Source organism: Bradyrhizobium sp. (genome assembly GCF_004799445.1).
Classification (GTDB): domain Bacteria; phylum Pseudomonadota; class Alphaproteobacteria; order Rhizobiales; family Xanthobacteraceae; genus Bradyrhizobium.
This window is the reverse complement of sequence record NZ_SSNA01000059.1, coordinates 164,845-182,474: the sequence shown is the minus strand read 5'-3', so window position 1 is coordinate 182,474 and position 17,630 is coordinate 164,845. Positions and strand designations below refer to the sequence as shown.

The following is a 17,630-nucleotide window of genomic DNA, read 5'->3' as shown; positions in this document are numbered from 1 at the left end:
CGCCCATTGAAAAATTGCTCGTACCGGAGCCAGTTTGCTGTCGCGAATGGTCTTGGCCGCCCGCCCCTTGGCGAGGAGATCTGCTTTCCAGCTCACAAGATCGTCTGCGCTAACTCTTCGGGCATCATCCTGGCCCAAGAACTCCGAGAGCTCTTTCATGACACGCCGCCAGCTGTACTCCGTCTTTTCGTTTGGCTTCTTCTCTACGAGCCAGCCTTGAATGACCGCTTCGAAGGTCAGCGGTGTCGCCGGCACCCAAAGTTTCGAAGGCTCCCATCCACCCGCACGGACATCCTGCTTGCCTAGCAAGTAGGCTTCGTGATTCTGAATAATCCGCTGCACCTGGAGTGAAGCCGCACGAGCCAGCCGTTCACGATCCTCGGGGTGCGCAGCTACGCCTCTTCCACTTAGGCCCTCGTCGACAAGCACGTAGCAAATGTTTTGTTGGTCGAGCCGCTTCCGGTCGGGTAGGCTCAGCGGTTGTGTGACGTCCGTGTAGACGTCCTGCGTGTCAGACGCGGTCCAGAGCCTAGCCCCAATTTCGACATCCCACCGCAAAGGCTGGTAAGGATCCGCCTCAAGCTTGCGTCGAAGCTGATCACCAATTTCCGAAGCGAGTCGCGCGATATCGTCCGGCGACAACGGACGCTGGCCAGCCCGTAAGTTTGACCAACGCTCCTCGACTTCCGCCAGCTTCAGGACATGAAGCCGTTTCGCCTCGATCGGGTCGCGCGTCCCCAAACTGAAGCGCTCTTCCCGCTTCCCAATGAGGTTGCGCAGATCGTCCGGAACGCGTTTCCGGAACCAATAATAACCGCTGTCGGGATGTTTCCAGGGACGAGTCATTGAAAGAGTCATGTGCACCACCCGTGTGTACCAATCCGGGCGGCAAAAGCCTATTACAATCAATGGCCTATTGATTTTATTTGGTTTCTTGTGTCGCTGGCGGAGAGGGAGGGATTCGAACCCCCGATAGGCTTGCACCTATGCCGCATTTCGAGTGCGGTGCATTCGACCACTCTGCCACCTCTCCGGCGCCATCGTGGGGCGAAGCAGGCCCCAAGGTCGGGGCGAGTTCTAGGCGAGGATGGCCGACCAGACAAGGCGCGGGAAGCGAAATTCGCAGCGCTTGGGGGCAAACCGGCCGCCCGACAAGAGTGGGACCGCCAGACGCGAAAAAAACCGGCGGTCCCGTGTCGCTTCATTGAAATTGCGGGCCGGAAGTGCGGCTTCGCTGGCCAGCCTGAGCGACGGGGATGACGGTAGCGATCCCCTCAGGCGCGGCAACGTGATCCCTGTTTTAACCTAACCTTTCAAGGTTACCCGATGCCCCGAGCCGAGGTCGGCCAGCCTTCGCAGGCTCCCCGGCGGCGGTTAACCTCAAAGCGGGGGGCGCTCTTTCCGAACCCAGTGCTGCACGGAAGGGCGTTGCCATTGCGCGCTTGCATAGACAGCCAGGCGATGGGGAACTTGATCGCCGTTCAAGATCAGCCGATGGAGCATGACGGCGAGATCGACGTCGGCGATTGACCACTGGCCGAAAAGATTTTCGCCGCCATGGCTGAGCAATTCCGCGGCGCCGGCACAGAGCTTGCGCGATGCGATTTGCGCGGCTGAAGAAAGCGGCGTCGAGACCGGCCGGTAGAAGATGGTCGGCGTCGGACGTTCCAGGCGGATCGGCATGAGGTCGCTGCGCAACCATGCCTGAACCTGACGAGCTCGCGCATGCAAGTGCAGATCGGTCGGGAATATCGGCGGATCCGGATAGGCGTCGTTCAGATACTCGGCGATCGCCGACGACTCCGAAAGCGCGAAGTCACCATCAATCAGCGTCGGCACGCGCTGCGTGACGGATGTCCTCGCATAATCCGGGGCGCTGTTCTCTCCCGTCGCGAGGTCCAGCGTTCTGATTTCAAACGGAAGCTGCTTCTCCGTCAGCGCCACGAAGACCGACATGGCGTAAGGCGAGGTGAACTGCGAGTCCGCGTAAAGAAGCATGGCCATGGTATTGCGTTATCCCGGATCGGCGACAGGTGCCGCCGTTCCTAGCGCTTCACGGCTTTGCTGGAAAGATGCGTTGCGCCGGGCGTCCCATTAGCCGGGCCGCTTCAATCCTTGCCCTTCTTCTCTTTCTTGTCGTCCTTGTCTTTCTTCTCGCCCCGGTCCTTCCTGCGATTGGAAAAGCGCGCATTGCCCAATCCCGTGCCGATGGTCAGCACGCCCCAGCGCTCCACGTCCTGCATGAACGGCACTTCGGAAAGGCCCTGCGCCACACCATCATTGTGCATCAGGACCGCGGTATCGTGACCGCCGATCTCGGGGATCGCCTCGACCAGGCTCGCCGGCAGATTGAATTTGCTGCTCTCCCAGTTGCCCGGCAGGTTCTGCGCGCCTTTCGCGATCGAGCCGTCGTCGTTGATCACGCCGGGACAGGCGATGCCGATGAATGGCGCGAGCTTCAGGTCTTCCGCGTCGGCCTCCGCAATCAGCCCCTTCAGCATCTTGACCAGGCGCTTGACGGCGCCCTCCCGCGTCGGCTCATCGTCGGCATGGCGCCAGAGCTCGGACTTCCACACCGACGCCTTCGACAGGTCCGGCGCCTTCTTCCAGCGGGTTTCAACCAGGCCGCAGCGGATGTTGGTGCCGCCGATATCGACCGCGAGGATGCTGTCATGGGCCTCAAAAATCCACGACGGCGCCAGATGCAGGCAGCCGATCAGGCCGGCTTCGTCGGGATCAAAGCGGATCGGCACCAGATCGACGTTAAACCCTTCGGCCTTGAGCAGAATGTCGGTGCGCGCGATTGCGAGCTCGCCGACCCGGCTCTGCCGAAAACCGCCGCCGACCACGATCCGTTCGGTATCGGCCCAGGCTTTGGTCTTCAGGAAGCGCGACGTCACATGGGCCAATTCGCCGGCGAATTCCTCGATCGCGCCGTGCACCAGCGCGGCGGCGCCGACGTCCTCGCCCACCAAGGTCTCGTCGAGCGTACCCTTGCTGATGGCATCGGCGGATTTGTCGCCGAGCGGATCCTCGCCGTTTTTCTTCAGCGGCTTGCGCAGGCCGTCCAGGATCTTGCGAAACGCGCCCTTGCTGGCGCGGTCGCCGAGGAAGCCGTCGTCGTCTTTCAATTCGATATTGAAGCTGTCGACGTCGACCGATGGCAGGCGGGCGGCGCCGTGCCGGCCGATGCCGGTGGTGGTGGTCAAGGTGTCCTCAGCCATTTTACCCCTGCCGGTGCCTGAATTCCGATACAACGAACGGGGAACCCGTTGGTTTCATGGCCGGGCCGGCGCGGCCCGAGGGCCGGTTAAGGCCGGAAAAACCGGGCAAATGCCTCAGATTTGGCTTCCATTTGGCCCACTTTGCCTTGACTCAAGGCCGCCAGCGGCTATAAGTCCGACACCCGGCGCGGGATATTTCTCGCGCTGTTTATTTTTGCGCGGCTCAAAGGGGTTATCCCCGATCGCGCGGAAATTGAACCCATAACGACTGAAGAAAAAGCCGGCCCGGACTTGTCCGAGGCCGGGATCGAACACGAAGGAATCAAACGATGTTCGCAGTCATCAAAACCGGCGGCCGGCAATACCGCGTCGTTCCGGATGATGTGCTCGAGATAGGCAAGATCGCCGGCGATGTCGGAACGATCGTGCAGCTTGGCGAAGTGCTCCTGGTCGGCGGCGAATCCCCGGTGCTCGGCGCGCCCACGGTCCCCGGCGCCTCGGTGGCTGCCGAAGTGCTGCAGCACAAGCGCGGCCCCAAGGTCATCGCGTTCAAGAAGCGCCGCCGCAAGAATTCGCGCCGCAAGCGCGGCTATCGCGACGAGATCACGGTACTGCGCATCACCGAGATCCTGACCAACGACAACAAGCCGACCATCGGACCGCGCCCGAAGCGCGAGAAGCCGGTGATAGCGGCGCCTTCGGACGGCGACGACGAGGCCCCGAAGGCGGCCAAGAAAAAGGCAGCGCCCAAGAAGGCGGTTGCCAAAAAGGCCGCGGCAAAACCGCGCGCCAAGCCTGATGCTAAAAAGCCTGAAACAAAAAAGGCCCCGGCCAAGAAGGCGGCCGCGAAGGGCAAGAGCGAGAAAAAGTGAAACGCTTCAGTTTAGCGTGACATAAAGTGAAATGATTCCGTCAAGGAATTGATCTAGAGATTAGATAGAAGCTGGAGACGAGCCATGGCTCACAAAAAAGCAGGCGGTTCATCGCGTAACGGTCGTGATTCGGCAGGCAAGCGCCTTGGGATCAAGACCTATGGCGGCGAGCATGTGATTCCCGGCAACATCATTGCGCGTCAGCGCGGCACCACCTGGCATCCCGGCCTTAATGTCGGCATGGGCACTGACCATACTTTGTTCGCCAAGATCGAGGGCCGTGTCGAGTTTCGTGCAAAAGCCAACGGCCGCACCTTCGTGTCGGTGGTTCCGATGACGGAAGCTGCGGCCGAGTAAACGGTGGACACAGTGAGTCCGCCGGGTCCTGTTGAACCGGCGGAGCTCCCAAGGGCTCCAAGGGGGAGGCGGGAAACCGGCCTCCCTTTTTTATTGCGCGCGTTTTGCCGTCGGAGCGCGCGCAATGCTGCGAGAGTCCAAGTTCCAGGAGCCCGATATGCTGCAGGACATCCCGACCCCGACACTGCGCAAGGCCGACCGTTGCGTCCTCGAGACCGAACGGCTGATGCTGCGCAGGCCGACGCTCGCGGACGTGAAAGCAATCGCGCGCCTCGCCAATGATCGCCGCATTGCGGAGAATGCCCGCCGACTGCCGCATCCCTATTCGCAGGACCATGCGGTGGATTTCGTGCGCGGAATCGCCAGCGACAACCGCGAGACCGTGTTCCTGATCGAAAACAATCATGCACCGATCGGAATGGTCGGCATCGACTGGCGTGAGCCGGAGACGCCGGAGCTCGGTTATTGGCTCGGCGTGGAGTATTGGGGCCAGGGCTTTGCCACCGAAGCGGCGCGCGCGGTAATCGATTTCACCTTCGAGGAATTCGATGTCGAGCACCTGATCTCGGGGGCGCGGGTCGCCAACCCGTCCTCGCGCAACATTCTGGAGAAGTGCGGCTTCCAGTGGAGCGGCGTCGAGCTACATCGCTTCGAGGCGCTGGGATCGTCGACCCCGGTCGATTGCTTCCGCCTCTCGCGCGGCGTCTGGGCGTCGCTGAAGAACTGGGGCAATTCGACCCGGAGAGAGCGGTGAGGATTCCGTCATTGCGAACCAACGGGCCGCGCGAATGCGCGCCCGATGACCGCCTCCGCGAAGCAATCCATGGCCGAACAAAAGGGCTGGATTGCTTCGTCGCTTTCGCTCCTCGCAATGACGGAATTACCGTCAAGCTCCCGGCGGGCTGACCGCGGTTTCCTGACGGCCGAGATTCCGTTCGCGCAGGAAAATGTAAAGTCCGGCGCCGATGATGACGGCAGCGCCCGCCAGCGTCGGCCATGACGGCAGGTCGCCGAACACGACGATGCCGAACATGATCGCCCATACGATCATCGAATATTGATAGGGCACGACGACGCTGGCCGGCGCGAGTTTCAGCGAGCGGTTGACGCACAATAATGCGCTGACCGAGATGCAGCCGGCGACCGCAAACAGAACGAGGCTTGCAGCGCTCGGCGTAACCCATCCGAACGGCGACATCAGCGCGCCCAAAGTGAGGGTGCCGAAAAACTGCGAGGTCGCCATCACGATGTCGGGCGTCGCGCGCAACTGCCGCGTGATCAACATCAGGACCGAAAAGCACAGGCTGCCGCCGAGCGCGATCATCGCCGGCCAGGAGATGGTCTGCGACGACGGGTGCAGCGCGATCAGCACGCCGCAGAAGCCAATCATGATCGCGCTCCAGCGCCGCCAGCCGACCGGTTCGCGCAGCACGATCGCCGACAGCGCGGTGACGAAGATCGGACAGGCGAGATAATAGGTGATGACATCGGCCAGCGGCAGATAGACCGTCGCCAGGAAGAAGGCGGCGACTTCCAGCGTCGAGAGCAGGACCCGCAGCAGTTGCAGGCGCGGCCGCTCCATCGACGCAAACGCCGCGCGATGGCGCCAGATCAGCGGCGACAACAACAACAGCGCCGCGCAGGCGCGCAGACACAATAGCTGGCCGACCGAATAGGTCGCGACGATGAATTTGCCGATGGCGTCGCCGAACGAAAACATGAAGACCGCCAGCAGCATCAATCCGATGCCGGCCAGCCGTGCGGAGCGTTCGTCGTTATGGGTCGAGATTCTCTCAAGCAGGGTCATGGCGGGGCTGTTTTAAGGCCGTGGACGCCCGCGACAAGGCCGATTGCCGCCACCCCACCTCTGCGATACCGATGACCGGCCAATCAGGAAATCAGGCATGACCGGTTTCGATCCCGCCACGCATCGCATGGTGCCGCAGCAGCGCTGGTTCGAGGATTTTGCGCTCGGCGAGCGCTTCGTCATTCCCAGCCGCACCATGACGTCAGCGGTATTCGCGGCCTTTCAGAGCGCGAGCGGCGACACCCACCCCGTGCACTATGATGCCGAATATTGCCGCGCCCGCGGCATGCCGAACCTGCTGGCCCACGGTTTCCAGACCCTGATCCACACCGCGCCAGGCGCGGGGCTGTTTCCCTTCATGGTCGAGGAATCGCTGGTCGGCTTCCTCGAACAGTCGAGCCGGTTCTTAAAGCCGGTGTTCGCCGACGACACGATCTACCCCGCGCTGGAAGTGACGGAACTGACGCCGAGGCGCACGACCGGTGTGGTTGGCTTGCGCTCGACCGTGTTCAACCAGCGCCGCGAACTGGTGCTGGAGGGACTGCAGAAGTTCCTCATTCGCTGGCGGCAGGCCCAGCCGTGATGGGCGCTCGCGGGTACATCAGAAGCGCGCCCTTCACGATGAGGATTGGTTAACGGCCAAGCTTGCGCGCCAATCCGCGCCCAATGCCGAGAAGGCCTGAAAATATTGGCTTTTCGCGATATTTTCTGCAGGTAGAGGTTGCCGCTTCGACCGCCCTGCCCTACCTATGGGCCATGAAATTCCTTGACGAGGCAAAAGTCTATATCCGCTCCGGCGACGGCGGCAACGGCTGCGTGGCGTTTCGCCGCGAGAAATACATCGAGTTCGGCGGCCCCTCCGGCGGCAATGGCGGCCGCGGCGGCGACGTGATCATTGAAGCGGTCGATGGACTGAACACCCTGATCGACTACCGCTACCAGCAGCACTTCAAGGCGCAGAAGGGCACCAACGGCATGGGCAAGGACCGCCATGGCGCCAACGGCAAGCCGATCCACCTCAAGGTGCCCGTCGGCACGCAGATCTTCGACGAAGACCGTACAACGCTGATCCATGATTTCACCACGCTGGGCGAGAAATTCGTGCTCGCGGAGGGCGGCAATGGCGGCTTCGGCAACGCGCATTTCAAATCCTCCACCAATCGCGCGCCGCGCAACGCCAATCCCGGCGAGGTCGGCGAAGAGCGCTGGATCTGGCTGCGTTTGAAACTGATCGCGGACGCCGGCCTGGTCGGCCTGCCCAACGCCGGCAAGTCGACCTTTCTCTCCAAGGTCAGCGCCGCCAAACCGAAGATCGCCGACTATCCGTTCACCACGCTGCATCCGCAGCTCGGCGTCGTGAATGCCGATGGCCGCGAATTCGTGCTGGCGGATATTCCGGGGCTGATCGAGGGCGCCCATGAGGGCGCCGGCCTGGGCGATCGCTTTCTCGGCCATGTCGAGCGCTGCCGCGTGTTGTTGCATCTGGTGGATGCGACCAGTGAGCACGCGGGCAAGGCCTACAAGACGGTACGGACCGAACTCGATGCCTATGAAGGGGATCTCGCCGAGAAGATCGAGATCGTCGCGCTGAACAAGATCGACGCGGTGACGCCGGACGAGTTGAAGAAGCAGAAGGATCGTCTGAAACGCGCCGCCAAGAAGACGCCGCTGTTGATCTCGGGCATTACCGGCGAAGGCGTCAAGGAGGCGCTGCGGCGGCTTGCCGAGGTGATCGGCGAAGCCCCGGTGTCGGGCAAGGCCAAGGGCGCAGCGCAGGCCGAACCGTGGGCGCCGGCAACGACCTGACGTGTGACGCATGAATTGGAACGACGCCTGCCGCCAGCTCGGTTTCACCCGTCCCATGGGGTGAGGTCGGATCGCCCTTGCGCCGCGCGACTGACTTGCGCAGGTTTCCTCCGACTGCAAAACTCCGCCGCCTTTCCCACAACCTGCGCATCGTTCGACAGCAATCCATGGCCCACCCCGCGCTGAAAAACTTCCGCCGCATCGTCGTCAAGGTCGGCTCGTCGCTGCTGGTCGATTCCGAGGCCGGCGAAGTGCGCACCGCGTGGCTGGCGGCGCTGGTCGCCGATCTGGCAAAACTGCACGGCGAGGGGCGCGAACTGCTGATCGTCTCCTCCGGCTCGATCGCGCTCGGACGCAGCCGCCTGAAATTGCCGCGCGGCCCCTTGAAGCTCGAGGAGAGCCAGGGCGCGGCCGCCGTGGGACAGATCGCGCTGGCGCGGATCTGGTCGGAGGTGCTTGGCGCTCACGGCATCGGCGCCGGGCAGATCCTGGTGACCCTGCAGGATACCGAGGAGCGCCGCCGCTATCTCAATGCGCGCTCGACCATCGCCAAGCTCCTGGAGTGGCGCGCGGTGCCGGTGATCAACGAGAACGACACGGTGGCCACCAATGAAATCCGCTATGGCGACAACGACCGGCTCGCCGCCCGCGTCGCCACCATGGCGAGCGCCGATCTCCTGATCCTGCTGTCGGATATCGACGGCCTCTACGATGCGCCTCCCGGCGCCAATCCGAACGCAAAACTGATTCCGGTCGTGAAGTCCGTCACCGCGGAAATCGAGGCGATGGCGGGGGCGGCGGAATCCGAACTGTCGCGCGGCGGCATGCGGACCAAGATCGAGGCGGCGAAGATCGCGACCACGGCCGGCACGCATATGCTGATTGCGTCGGGCAAGATCGAGCATCCGCTGCAAGCCATCGCCAAGGGCGGGCGCTGCACCTGGTTCCTGACGCCGGCCAATCCGGTGACCGCGCGCAAGCGATGGATCGCGGGCTCCCTCGAACCCAAGGGTACCCTGACCATCGATGCCGGCGCGGTGAGCGCGCTGCGCGCCGGCAAGAGCCTGTTGCCGGCCGGCGTGATCCGGGTCGACGGGCAATTCGCCCGCGGCGATGCCGTGGTGGTGCGCGGCCCCGACACCCATGAGGTCGGCCGCGGCCTCGTCGCCTACGACGCCGACGATGCCGACAAGATCAAGGGCCGCTCGTCGCCGGATGTGATGGCCATCCTCGGCATCTCCGGCCGCGCCGAAATGATCCACCGCGACGATCTGGTGGTGGGCCCGAGCGCGGCATTTTCGGCGCACTAGGCCATTGGCCTAGCGGCCAAGGCCGGCCTCCGCTCCCCAGCACTGCCTCCGCCGCCCATCGCAAAACAAGGATTTCCATGCTAGGACATGGCCTTAACCCGAGGCTGGAACCGACATGAGCGCGCCGCTGAAGGCGATCGAGGCAAACGCCGATTTGCCTGACCTGATGACCGATCTCGCCGCCCGCGCGCGCGCCGCCGCGCGGGTGCTGGCGCTCGCCACCCCCGAGCAGAAGAACCGCGCGCTGGACGCGATCGAGCGCGCCATCCGCAGCCATGCCACCGCCATTCTCGCCGCCAATGCCGAGGACGTCGCGGAAGCTCGCGCCGGTGGCGCCAGTGCGGCCTTCATCGACCGGCTGACGCTGACGCAAGGCCGCATCGATGCGATGGCCGAGGGTGTCGCCACCGTGCGCGCGATCACGGATCCCGTCGGCGTCGTGACCGAGAGCTGGCAGCGTCCCAACGGCATGACCATCGAGCGCGTTCGCGTCCCGCTTGGCGTCGTCGCCGTGATCTTCGAAAGCCGCCCCAACGTCGCGGCCGATGCCGGCGTACTGTGCCTGAAATCCGGCAACGCCGTCATCTTGCGCGGCGGCTCGGACAGTTTCCGGTCCTGCCGCGCGATCCATGACTGCCTGGTGCAGGGATTGCGCGAAGCCGGTCTTCCGGAGCAAGCCATCACCCTGGTGCCGACCCGTGACCGCGCCGCGGTCGGCCTGTTGCTGACCGGGCTGAACGGCGCCATCGACGTGATCGTGCCACGCGGCGGCAAGAGCCTGGTCGCGCGTGTCGAGGCGGAAGCGCGCGTGCCGGTGTTCGCGCATCTGGAAGGCGTCAACCACGTTTACGTCGATCGTGCCGCCAACCTGGATATGGCGAAATCGATCGTCCTGAACGCCAAGATGCGCCGCCCCGGCGTCTGCGGCGCGGCCGAAACCCTGCTGGTCGATCGCAGCGGTGCATCGACCAGCCTCAAGCCGCTGGTCGAAATGCTGATCGACGCCGGCTGCGAGGTGCGCGGCGACGACGCCGTGCAACGAACTGACCCCCGGGTCAAGCCGGCTGCCGACGAAGACTGGGACACCGAATACGAGGACGCGATCATCGCCGCGAAAGTCGTCGACGGCGTCGACGAAGCGATCGCCCATATTCACAATCACGGCTCGCATCACACCGATGCGATCGTGACCGAGGACGAAGCGACCGCCCGCAAATTTCTCGACGAGGTCGATTCGGCGATCGTGCTGCACAACGCGTCGACCCAGTTCGCCGACGGTGGCGAATTCGGCTTCGGCGCCGAAATCGGCATCGCCACCGGCAAATTCCATGCCCGCGGCCCGGTCGGCGCGGAACAACTGACCAGCTTCAAATACCGCGTGCACGGCACCGGGCAGACCCGGCCGTGAGCGGCCATGGCGTTTTCGCGCGAAGCATGCCCTTGGACCTGGTCGGTGGGCGGGAATTGGTTCGCGTGAAGAGAACGCGTAAAACAACAGAGTATCGCGCATGCGGTGGCGCCGTTGAATAAAACTTCAGTCGCGCCGCAATCCGCTGCTTCAGCCATCCCGCTCTATTCCAACGGCATGCGCATCGGCCTGCTCGGCGGTTCCTTCAATCCACCGCATGTCGCGCACCGCGCCATCAGCCTGTTCGCGATCAAGCGATTGAAGCTCGACCGCGTGTGGTGGCTGGTGACGCCAGGCAATCCGCTCAAGGATGAGGGCGCGTTGCACGATCTCAACGAGCGCGCCGAGGCCGCGCGCCGAATGGCCAGCGATCCGCGCATCGACGTCAGCTGTCTCGAATCCGTCATCGGAACGCGGTATACGTTCGATACTGTGAGATATCTGCGCCGCCGCGCTTCCGGCCTGCGCTTTGTCTGGATCATGGGCGCTGACAATCTTGCGCAATTCCACCGCTGGCAAGACTGGCGGCGCATCGCATCCGAGGTTCCGATCGCTGTGGTCGACCGTCCGCCGCAAAGTTTCCGCGCTCTCGCTTCGCCTGCGGCGCAGGCACTAGCGCGCTACCGACTGCCCGAAAATCAGGCCGGCCGGCTCGCCGACCAGCATGCGCCGGCCTGGGTTTTCCTTACCGGAATGAAATTGAGCCTGTCCTCGACCGGCCTGCGGAACCTGGATGGCAGCTGGAGGACAAAGTGACCGGGCGGCGGCGCTACAAGAATACCTAACTTCCGAAACGGGGTACTAGATATTGAAACCGTTAACCCCACATGCATAGTATGGTCTGCGGGCGCCCAAAGGATTCGGCGTTCGCGATACAGTGAAAGGAATGGTCCCTGGCCACATCTGTATTGTCCAAGTCTGTTTTACCCAAGGCAGCTAAACCCGCGCGTAAAACATCGACCCAAGCTGCGGCCTTGAAGGCGCAACCCGACGCCGACAAGACCCTGAATCTGATCCTCTCCCGCCTCGACGATATGAAGGCGGAAGAAACGGTCACCATCGACCTTCGCGGCAAATCGGCATTTTCCGACTACATGATCGTCACCTCGGGCCGGGCCACCCGGCACGTCGGCGCGATCGCGGAAAACGTCGCCAAAGCTCTCAAGGAAGCCGGAATCAAAAACATCCACATCGAGGGCTTGCCCAATTGCGATTGGGTGCTGATCGATTGCGGCGACGTGATCGTGCACATCTTCAGACCCGAGGTGCGTGAGTTCTACAATCTGGAGCGATTGTGGACACAAGGCCCGACGGCGGCAAAGGCGATCTAACCCGCCGAGGTGAATCGGTCGGGCGCACGCGCATGCCGCAAAAGCGGATTTCCGCTTTTGCGCGGAGCAATGCGTGCAATTGATTGATTTAGAGAATTTTATGCGGCAAACGGATTCGGCCCCCCGGACCAGATCCGGCGGCATGTTTTTCCGGAACATGCACCCATGCGCCTCGTCGTCATTGCCATCGGGCGGCTAAAGCAGGGCCCGGAGCGGGAACTGGCTGAACGCTACCGGGAACGTTTCGACGACATCGGCCGCAAACTCGGATTTCGCGGCCTTGAGGTTCATGAAATACCGGAAAGCCGCGCGCGCGACGCCGCCTCCCGGATGGCCGATGAGGCCGCGGCGATGTCGGCCGCGACCCCCGCGAAATCCGTGCTGGTGGCGCTCGACGAGCACGGCGACAATATCGACAGCGGCTCCTTTGCCCGGCATCTTGGCCGCTGGCGGGATGATCAGGTCGCCAATACTATTTTCCTGATCGGTGGCGCGGACGGACTTTCGCCCGAATTGCGGCGCATGGCAAAGTTGAGGATGGCATTCGGCTCCGCGACCTGGCCGCACCAGATGGTTCGCGTCATGCTTCTGGAACAGGTTTACCGGGCCGCGACCATCCTGGCGGGTCATCCCTATCACCGCGCCTGAAGCGCGCAATGCCACTACCGAAAGCACTGATTTGGACTCGATGCTGTCAGCGCGGAACATCCCTTCCTACCCAGACACCGTTCGCGGCGGCTCTCCGACCTCGGCCCGCGTTTCGCTTTCGGTCGCGCTGTTATCAGCCGGCTTTGCCGGAATGAGCCTTTTGCCCGCGGCCGCACAGGTCGCAGAATCGACCCCGCAGACGACAACCTCTTCGCCCGATGCCATCAAGCAGCGGGAGCAGGAACTCGAAGCGGCCCGCGCCCAGCAAAAAAGCGCAGCCGAACTGCAACAGAAGCTCAGGGCCGATGTCGCGGCGATCGGTCAGGACCGCAGCAAGCTTAATGCGCAGCTGATCGGAATCGCTGCCCAGGTCCGCGGTATCGAGACCAGGATCGGCGACGCCGAAGCGCGGTTGCGTCCGCTCGACACGCGCGAGCAACAGATCAGAGGCTCGCTCGATTCGCGCCACGCCGAAATTGTCGAGGTGCTGGCGGCCTTACAGCGCGCCGGACGGCGTGCGCCCCCGGCCTTGCTGGTGAGGCCGGAAGACGCGCTGCAATCGCTTCGCACGGCCATGCTGCTCGGGTCCGTCGTGCCCGAATTGCGCGCGCGCGCCGAACAGCTGGCCGGTGACCTCACCGAACTGGTTGCGCTTCGCAAAACCATTGCCTCGGAGCGCGACCGGCTTGCGGCTGACCGCGACAAACTCGGAGACGACCAGATTCGGCTCGCCGCCCTCGTGGACGAGCGCCAGCGAAAGCAGAGCACGATCGAAAAGGACATCGAAGCGGAAGGCGCACGCGCCGTTGCGCTGTCCAGGCAGGTCGACAGCCTCCAGGGCCTGATCGCCAAAATGGAGCAGGACCTCAAGAGCGCCGCGAAAGCGGCTGCGACCGCCAGCCTGCAGGGGGCCCCCGCCACCCTCAACGGCAAGCCCAATGTGGGGGCGCTGAAGGACCCCGCCCGGTTGAGCCCGGCGATTGCATTTGCCTCCGCCAAGGGTTTATTCGCGTTGCCGGTTAACGGCGTCAAAATCCGCGAATTTGGCGGTTCCAACGGCTCGGGTGGCGTCGAAAAAGGCATTTCCTTGGCAACCAGGGCCGGGGCGCAGGTCACAACCCCGTGTGATGGCTGGGTTGTTTACGCAGGTCCCTTCCGCAGCTACGGACAACTCTTGATCCTCAACGCCGGTGGCGGGTATCATGTCTTGATTGCCGGGATGGAGCGCATTTCGGTTAACATCGGTCAGTTTGTACTTACGGGGGAGCCGGTCGCGACCATGGGGACGACGTCCCAGGTCGCTTCAATCCTCGCGACCAACGCGAGCCAGCCCGTGCTCTATATCGAGTTCCGTAAGGACGGCACTCCCATTGATCCAGGCCCATGGTGGGCCGCAAGTGAAGGCGAAAAGGTTCGCGGATGATGCGCAAGACTTCTGTAATTCTCCTCAGCGCTGCCACGGGCGCCGCGTTGACGCTCTTCGTGACCCAGCCACGCTCGGTGATGATGGGGTCGAGCGCGCGTGCCGCGACCTCCGACACGTATCGCCAGCTCAATCTGTTCGGCGACGTGTTCGAGCGGGTCCGCAGCGATTACGTCGAGAAGCCTGACGACAGCAAGCTGGTCGAATCCGCCATCAGCGGCATGCTGAGCGGCCTCGATCCGCATTCCAGTTACATGGACGCCAAGAGCTTCCGCGACATGCAGGTGCAGACCCGCGGCGAGTTCGGCGGGCTCGGCATTGAAGTCACCATGGAAGATGGACTGGTCAAGGTGGTGTCGCCGATCGACGACACGCCGGCATCCAAGGCCGGCATCATGGCCAACGACATCATCACCAATCTCGACGACGAAGCCGTGCAGGGCCTCACCCTCAATCAGGCCGTCGAAAAGATGCGCGGCCCCGTCAATACCAAGATTCGCCTGAAGATCATTCGCAAGGGACAGGACAACCCGATCGAGGTCACGCTGGTCCGCGACAATATCCGTGTTCGCTCGGTGCGCGCCCATGTGGAAGGCGACGATATCGGCTATATCCGCATCACCACCTTCAACGAGCAGACCACCGAAGGCCTCAAGCGGGAGGTCAACAGTCTCACCAACCAGATTGGCGACAAGCTGAAAGGCTTCGTCATCGACCTGCGCAACAATCCCGGCGGCCTTCTGGAAGAAGCGGTAACGGTTTCCGATGCCTTCCTCGAGCGCGGCGAGATCGTCTCGACCCGCGGGCGCAACGCCGAGGAAACCCAGCGCCGCTCCGCGCATCCCGGCGATCTGACCAAGGGCAAGCCAGTGATCGTTCTCATCAACGGCGGCTCGGCATCGGCGTCCGAAATCGTCGCCGGCGCGCTGCAGGACCACAAGCGGGCCACCCTGGTCGGCACCCGCTCGTTCGGCAAGGGCTCGGTGCAGACCATCATCCCGCTCGGTTCGGGCAATGGCGCGCTGCGGCTCACCACCGCGCGCTATTACACGCCGTCCGGCAAATCGATCCAGGCCAAGGGTATCGTTCCCGACATCGAGGTGTTGCAGGACGTGCCGGAAGAGTTGAAATCGCGCACCGACACCAAGGGTGAAGCCTCGCTGCGCGGCCATCTGAAAAACGACGGCGACGAGAAGACCGGTTCGCAATCCTATGTGCCGCCGGACGCCAAGGACGACAAGGCCCTGAAGATGGCGGACGACCTGCTTCGAGGCGTGAAGGTCAACGCCAGCGCGCCTGCAACCGGCGACAAGGCTGCGATCGACAAGCCTTCCAACAAGGAAGCCAACTGATCCGGCTCCACTTGCGTTCTCTAAAGAGGGCGGCCTTCGGGTCGCCCTTTTTGTTTGAGCGTCCCTGGAGCGAAGCCAGCTGCGCTCGGTGTGAAGAAAACCCGTTAAAACAAAAGATTAGGCCGCGGCTCGGCTGCCGTCGGAACCGATCAGGGCCGCTGCGGGAGCGAATCGGGCCCCTGCGGCCTCAGGTGCGTAGCTTTGCGCGGGGCCAAACTGCCTCAGCTGCCGCGGTCTTGTCTCGCCGTGGTATCGTCGGCCCGGTTGATTCGGGGAGTTCCATGGCAGAGACGGCCGATGATCTGAGCGCTCCGCTTGGACAGGAACCGGTGCGCCGCAGGCGCCGGTTCCGGCTGCCGTTTACCGGAATCCAGGCACTCGCCGTCCTGCTCGGTCTGTTTCTGGCTGCCTTCGCCGGCTTCGCGCTGTTCCATGACGATCCGCTGGGCGGCGAACCCATGACCCGAATTGCGATTCGGCCGCCTAACCCGGCCGAAGAAAAGCTGGCCGCCGCCCCCGCGAGCGGTTCGGAGGCCGGCGCGAAATCCGCGGCCAAGCAAGCCGCGCCGTCCGAGCAAAAGACGGTCACCATCATCGACGGCTCCAGCGGCGCGCGCCACGACGTCGCGATATCCGGCGAGGCTCCGGACAAGGCCGCGGCCGACGGTGCCCCCGCCATGATGGCCGGGATAGATCCGCGCCTGCTTGAAAAATCACGCTACGGCATGATCCCGGTGGTAGCGGACGGATCAAAGCCCTTCACGGTGTACGCCGCCGAGGCCGACCGGGCCAAAGCGGCAAAGATGCCCGTGGTCGCGATCGTCGTTGGTGGACTTGGCGTCGGCGCCGCCAAGACCACCGATGCCATCATGAAGCTGCCCGCCGCGGTGACGCTGGCGTTCACGCCCTACGGCTCGGACCCTACCAAACTGGCCGAACGGGCGCGCGCGCAACGCCACGAGATTCTGCTGCAGATTCCGATGGAGCCGTTCGATTATCCCGACAACGATCCGGGGCCGCAAACCCTGCTGACGACGCTTGCGCCCGAACAGAATCTCGACCGGCTTTACTGGCACCTCAGCCGGTTCCAGGGTTACGCCGGTATTGCCAACTTCATGGGCGCGCGCTTTGTCGTCACCGATGCCGCGATGCAGCCGATCGTCCGCGAGGCCGCCAAGCGTGGGTTGGGCTATTTCGACGACGGTTCGGCGCCGCGCAGCGTCGCCCCCTCATTGGCGGCCGCCCAGACCATGCCTTTCGCCAAGGCCGATGCCTCGATCGATGCAGTGCCGACGGCCGCGGAAATCGATCGTGCACTGGGCAGGCTCGAAGCACTGGCGAAAGAACGCGGAATAGCGATCGGTGTCGCCTCGGCATTGCCGATTTCGATTGAGCGCATTAGCGTCTGGACCAAGGCGCTGGAAAACCGCGGCATCATGCTTGTGCCATTGACAACCGCGATGCTGAAATCAAAATCGAGCTGAGATTTTTTTAGGACCGTGCGACTTCGCAGGAGGCTTTGACCGAATGGCGCGTTACGAAGATCTGCCCTATCGAACATGCGTCGGCATGATGCTGATCAACGCAGCGGGGCTGGTCTTCATCGGTCGCCGCGCCGGCGGCATCGAGCACGTCGACGAATCCCACGTTTGGCAGATGCCGCAAGGCGGCGTCGATCCCGGCGAGGAAACCTGGGAGGCCGCAAAGCGCGAACTCTACGAGGAAACCAGCGTCCGTTCGGTGGAGAAGCTTGGCGAGGTTGCCGACTGGTTGATTTATGACATTCCACGCACCGTCGCCGGCCGGGCGTGGAAGGGCCGCTATCGCGGCCAGCGGCAGAAATGGTACGCGGTCCGTTTCACAGGCCAGGACAGCGAGATCAATGTCGCCAGCCCCGGCGGTGGCCACAAGGCGGAGTTCATCAGTTGGCGATGGGAGCCGATGAAGAATCTCCCCGACCTGATTGTTCCCTTCAAGCGCCCGGTCTACGAGCGCGTGGTCAAGGAATTCTCCAGGCTCGCAGGCAGTTAGTCTGGTGACGTCCCCCCGGGCGCTCGTGCAACGAGCAAGCCCGGAGCGACGATCCAGCCGC

At 63.4% G+C, this 17,630-nt stretch carries 18 protein-coding genes and 1 tRNA gene; 14 read left to right on the top strand and 5 right to left on the bottom strand.

All coding sequences use genetic code 11. The features are described 5' to 3' along the window. The 4 genes from E8A46_RS08250 to E8A46_RS08235 form a co-directional block, all read right to left on the bottom strand. Nucleotides 1–858: DUF6538 domain-containing protein (locus E8A46_RS08250; protein WP_363251328.1), on the bottom strand; the 858-nt coding region annotated here is incomplete at its 3' end. A gap of 85 nt (nt 859–943) precedes the next feature. Further along, a tRNA-Ser gene (locus E8A46_RS08245) sits at nt 944–1,033 on the bottom strand. A 347-nt stretch (nt 1,034–1,380) separates the two neighbouring features. Next, on the bottom strand, nt 1,381–2,004 hold the full coding sequence (yfcF, locus tag E8A46_RS08240; RefSeq protein WP_291559295.1) for a glutathione transferase: 624 nt from the start codon (nt 2,002–2,004) through the stop codon (nt 1,381–1,383). Nucleotides 2,005–2,108: 104 nt separating this feature from the next. Beyond that, a complete protein-coding gene (locus E8A46_RS08235; protein WP_291559294.1) occupies nt 2,109–3,224 on the bottom strand; it encodes an ROK family protein in 1,116 nt (371 codons plus the stop codon). A gap of 329 nt (nt 3,225–3,553) precedes the next feature. Here E8A46_RS08235 and rplU point away from each other — a divergent pair, with 329 nt between their 5' ends. The 3 genes from rplU (at nt 3,554) to E8A46_RS08220 (ending at nt 5,207) form a co-directional block, all read left to right on the top strand. Next, nucleotides 3,554–4,096 (top strand): 50S ribosomal protein L21, encoded by a 543-nt coding sequence (gene rplU / locus E8A46_RS08230; RefSeq protein WP_291559293.1) that lies wholly within the window; start codon nt 3,554–3,556, stop codon nt 4,094–4,096. 84 nt (nt 4,097–4,180) lie between these two features. Then, nucleotides 4,181–4,453: a 50S ribosomal protein L27 gene (gene rpmA, locus E8A46_RS08225; protein WP_291559291.1), complete on the top strand. Its 273-nt coding sequence runs from the start codon at nt 4,181–4,183 to the stop codon at nt 4,451–4,453. Nucleotides 4,454–4,610: 157 nt separating this feature from the next. After that, a complete protein-coding gene (locus tag E8A46_RS08220) occupies nt 4,611–5,207 on the top strand; it encodes a GNAT family N-acetyltransferase (RefSeq protein WP_291559313.1) in 597 nt (198 codons plus the stop codon). Between the two features lie 132 nt (nt 5,208–5,339). Here E8A46_RS08220 and E8A46_RS08215 read toward each other — a convergent pair whose 3' ends face one another. Then, entirely contained in the window at nt 5,340–6,260 is a 921-nt protein-coding gene (locus tag E8A46_RS08215) for a DMT family transporter (RefSeq protein WP_291559290.1), read from the bottom strand. Between the two features lie 97 nt (nt 6,261–6,357). Between E8A46_RS08215 and E8A46_RS08210 the strand changes: the two genes are divergently transcribed. The 11 genes from E8A46_RS08210 to E8A46_RS08160 all read left to right on the top strand — a co-directional run bounded on the left by E8A46_RS08210 (nt 6,358) and on the right by E8A46_RS08160 (nt 17,569). Further along, nucleotides 6,358–6,843, top strand: a complete 486-nt coding sequence (locus E8A46_RS08210) for a MaoC family dehydratase (RefSeq protein WP_291559289.1) — start codon at nt 6,358–6,360, stop codon at nt 6,841–6,843. Between the two features lie 173 nt (nt 6,844–7,016). Further along, complete coding sequence (gene obgE / locus E8A46_RS08205) at nt 7,017–8,066, top strand: GTPase ObgE (RefSeq protein WP_291559288.1); 1,050 nt, start codon at nt 7,017–7,019, stop codon at nt 8,064–8,066. 167 nt (nt 8,067–8,233) lie between these two features. Beyond that, a complete protein-coding gene (gene proB / locus E8A46_RS08200; RefSeq protein ID WP_291559287.1) occupies nt 8,234–9,376 on the top strand; it encodes a glutamate 5-kinase in 1,143 nt (380 codons plus the stop codon). A gap of 115 nt (nt 9,377–9,491) precedes the next feature. Continuing rightward, nucleotides 9,492–10,784: a glutamate-5-semialdehyde dehydrogenase gene (locus tag E8A46_RS08195; RefSeq protein WP_291559286.1), complete on the top strand. Its 1,293-nt coding sequence runs from the start codon at nt 9,492–9,494 to the stop codon at nt 10,782–10,784. Nucleotides 10,785–10,898: 114 nt separating this feature from the next. After that, nucleotides 10,899–11,540: a nicotinate-nucleotide adenylyltransferase gene (locus E8A46_RS08190; RefSeq protein WP_291559285.1), complete on the top strand. Its 642-nt coding sequence runs from the start codon at nt 10,899–10,901 to the stop codon at nt 11,538–11,540. A 218-nt stretch (nt 11,541–11,758) separates the two neighbouring features. Then, nucleotides 11,759–12,115 (top strand): ribosome silencing factor, encoded by a 357-nt coding sequence (gene rsfS, locus E8A46_RS08185; protein WP_291559284.1) that lies wholly within the window; start codon nt 11,759–11,761, stop codon nt 12,113–12,115. A gap of 165 nt (nt 12,116–12,280) precedes the next feature. Next, nucleotides 12,281–12,763 carry a 23S rRNA (pseudouridine(1915)-N(3))-methyltransferase RlmH gene (rlmH, locus tag E8A46_RS08180; RefSeq protein ID WP_291559283.1) on the top strand — a complete coding sequence of 161 codons (483 nt, stop codon included), beginning with the start codon at nt 12,281–12,283 and terminating at the stop codon, nt 12,761–12,763. 151 nt (nt 12,764–12,914) lie between these two features. Next, the gene (locus tag E8A46_RS08175) at nt 12,915–14,186 is read left to right on the top strand and encodes a peptidoglycan DD-metalloendopeptidase family protein (RefSeq protein WP_291559282.1); all 1,272 of its coding nucleotides are present in this window, start codon (nt 12,915–12,917) and stop codon (nt 14,184–14,186) included. Next, the gene (locus E8A46_RS08170; protein WP_291559281.1) at nt 14,183–15,538 is read left to right on the top strand and encodes a S41 family peptidase; all 1,356 of its coding nucleotides are present in this window, start codon (nt 14,183–14,185) and stop codon (nt 15,536–15,538) included. Before E8A46_RS08175 ends, E8A46_RS08170 begins: the two co-directional genes overlap by 4 nt. A 281-nt stretch (nt 15,539–15,819) precedes the next feature. Next, nucleotides 15,820–17,022 (top strand): divergent polysaccharide deacetylase family protein, encoded by a 1,203-nt coding sequence (locus E8A46_RS08165; RefSeq protein ID WP_291559280.1) that lies wholly within the window; start codon nt 15,820–15,822, stop codon nt 17,020–17,022. Between the two features lie 43 nt (nt 17,023–17,065). Further along, the gene (locus E8A46_RS08160) at nt 17,066–17,569 is read left to right on the top strand and encodes an RNA pyrophosphohydrolase (RefSeq protein ID WP_291559279.1); all 504 of its coding nucleotides are present in this window, start codon (nt 17,066–17,068) and stop codon (nt 17,567–17,569) included. The last annotated feature ends 61 nt before the right edge of the window (nt 17,570–17,630 follow it).

What these genes read in the sequence shown, in the direction of transcription:
- yfcF (WP_291559295.1), bottom strand. Translation starts at nt 2,004, where the DNA reads ATGGCCATGCTTCTTTACGCGGACTCGCAGTTCACCTCGCCTTACGCC.
- E8A46_RS08235 (WP_291559294.1), bottom strand. Translation starts at nt 3,224, where the DNA reads ATGGCTGAGGACACCTTGACCACCACCACCGGCATCGGCCGGCACGGC.
- rplU (WP_291559293.1), top strand. Translation starts at nt 3,554, where the DNA reads ATGTTCGCAGTCATCAAAACCGGCGGCCGGCAATACCGCGTCGTTCCG.
- rpmA (WP_291559291.1), top strand. Translation starts at nt 4,181, where the DNA reads ATGGCTCACAAAAAAGCAGGCGGTTCATCGCGTAACGGTCGTGATTCG.
- E8A46_RS08220 (WP_291559313.1), top strand. Translation starts at nt 4,611, where the DNA reads ATGCTGCAGGACATCCCGACCCCGACACTGCGCAAGGCCGACCGTTGC.
- E8A46_RS08215 (WP_291559290.1), bottom strand. Translation starts at nt 6,260, where the DNA reads ATGACCCTGCTTGAGAGAATCTCGACCCATAACGACGAACGCTCCGCA.
- E8A46_RS08210 (WP_291559289.1), top strand. Translation starts at nt 6,358, where the DNA reads ATGACCGGTTTCGATCCCGCCACGCATCGCATGGTGCCGCAGCAGCGC.
- obgE (WP_291559288.1), top strand. Translation starts at nt 7,017, where the DNA reads ATGAAATTCCTTGACGAGGCAAAAGTCTATATCCGCTCCGGCGACGGC.
- proB (WP_291559287.1), top strand. Translation starts at nt 8,234, where the DNA reads ATGGCCCACCCCGCGCTGAAAAACTTCCGCCGCATCGTCGTCAAGGTC.
- E8A46_RS08195 (WP_291559286.1), top strand. Translation starts at nt 9,492, where the DNA reads ATGAGCGCGCCGCTGAAGGCGATCGAGGCAAACGCCGATTTGCCTGAC.
- rlmH (WP_291559283.1), top strand. Translation starts at nt 12,281, where the DNA reads ATGCGCCTCGTCGTCATTGCCATCGGGCGGCTAAAGCAGGGCCCGGAG.
- E8A46_RS08175 (WP_291559282.1), top strand. Translation starts at nt 12,915, where the DNA reads ATGAGCCTTTTGCCCGCGGCCGCACAGGTCGCAGAATCGACCCCGCAG.
- E8A46_RS08170 (WP_291559281.1), top strand. Translation starts at nt 14,183, where the DNA reads ATGATGCGCAAGACTTCTGTAATTCTCCTCAGCGCTGCCACGGGCGCC.
- E8A46_RS08165 (WP_291559280.1), top strand. Translation starts at nt 15,820, where the DNA reads ATGGCAGAGACGGCCGATGATCTGAGCGCTCCGCTTGGACAGGAACCG.
- E8A46_RS08160 (WP_291559279.1), top strand. Translation starts at nt 17,066, where the DNA reads ATGGCGCGTTACGAAGATCTGCCCTATCGAACATGCGTCGGCATGATG.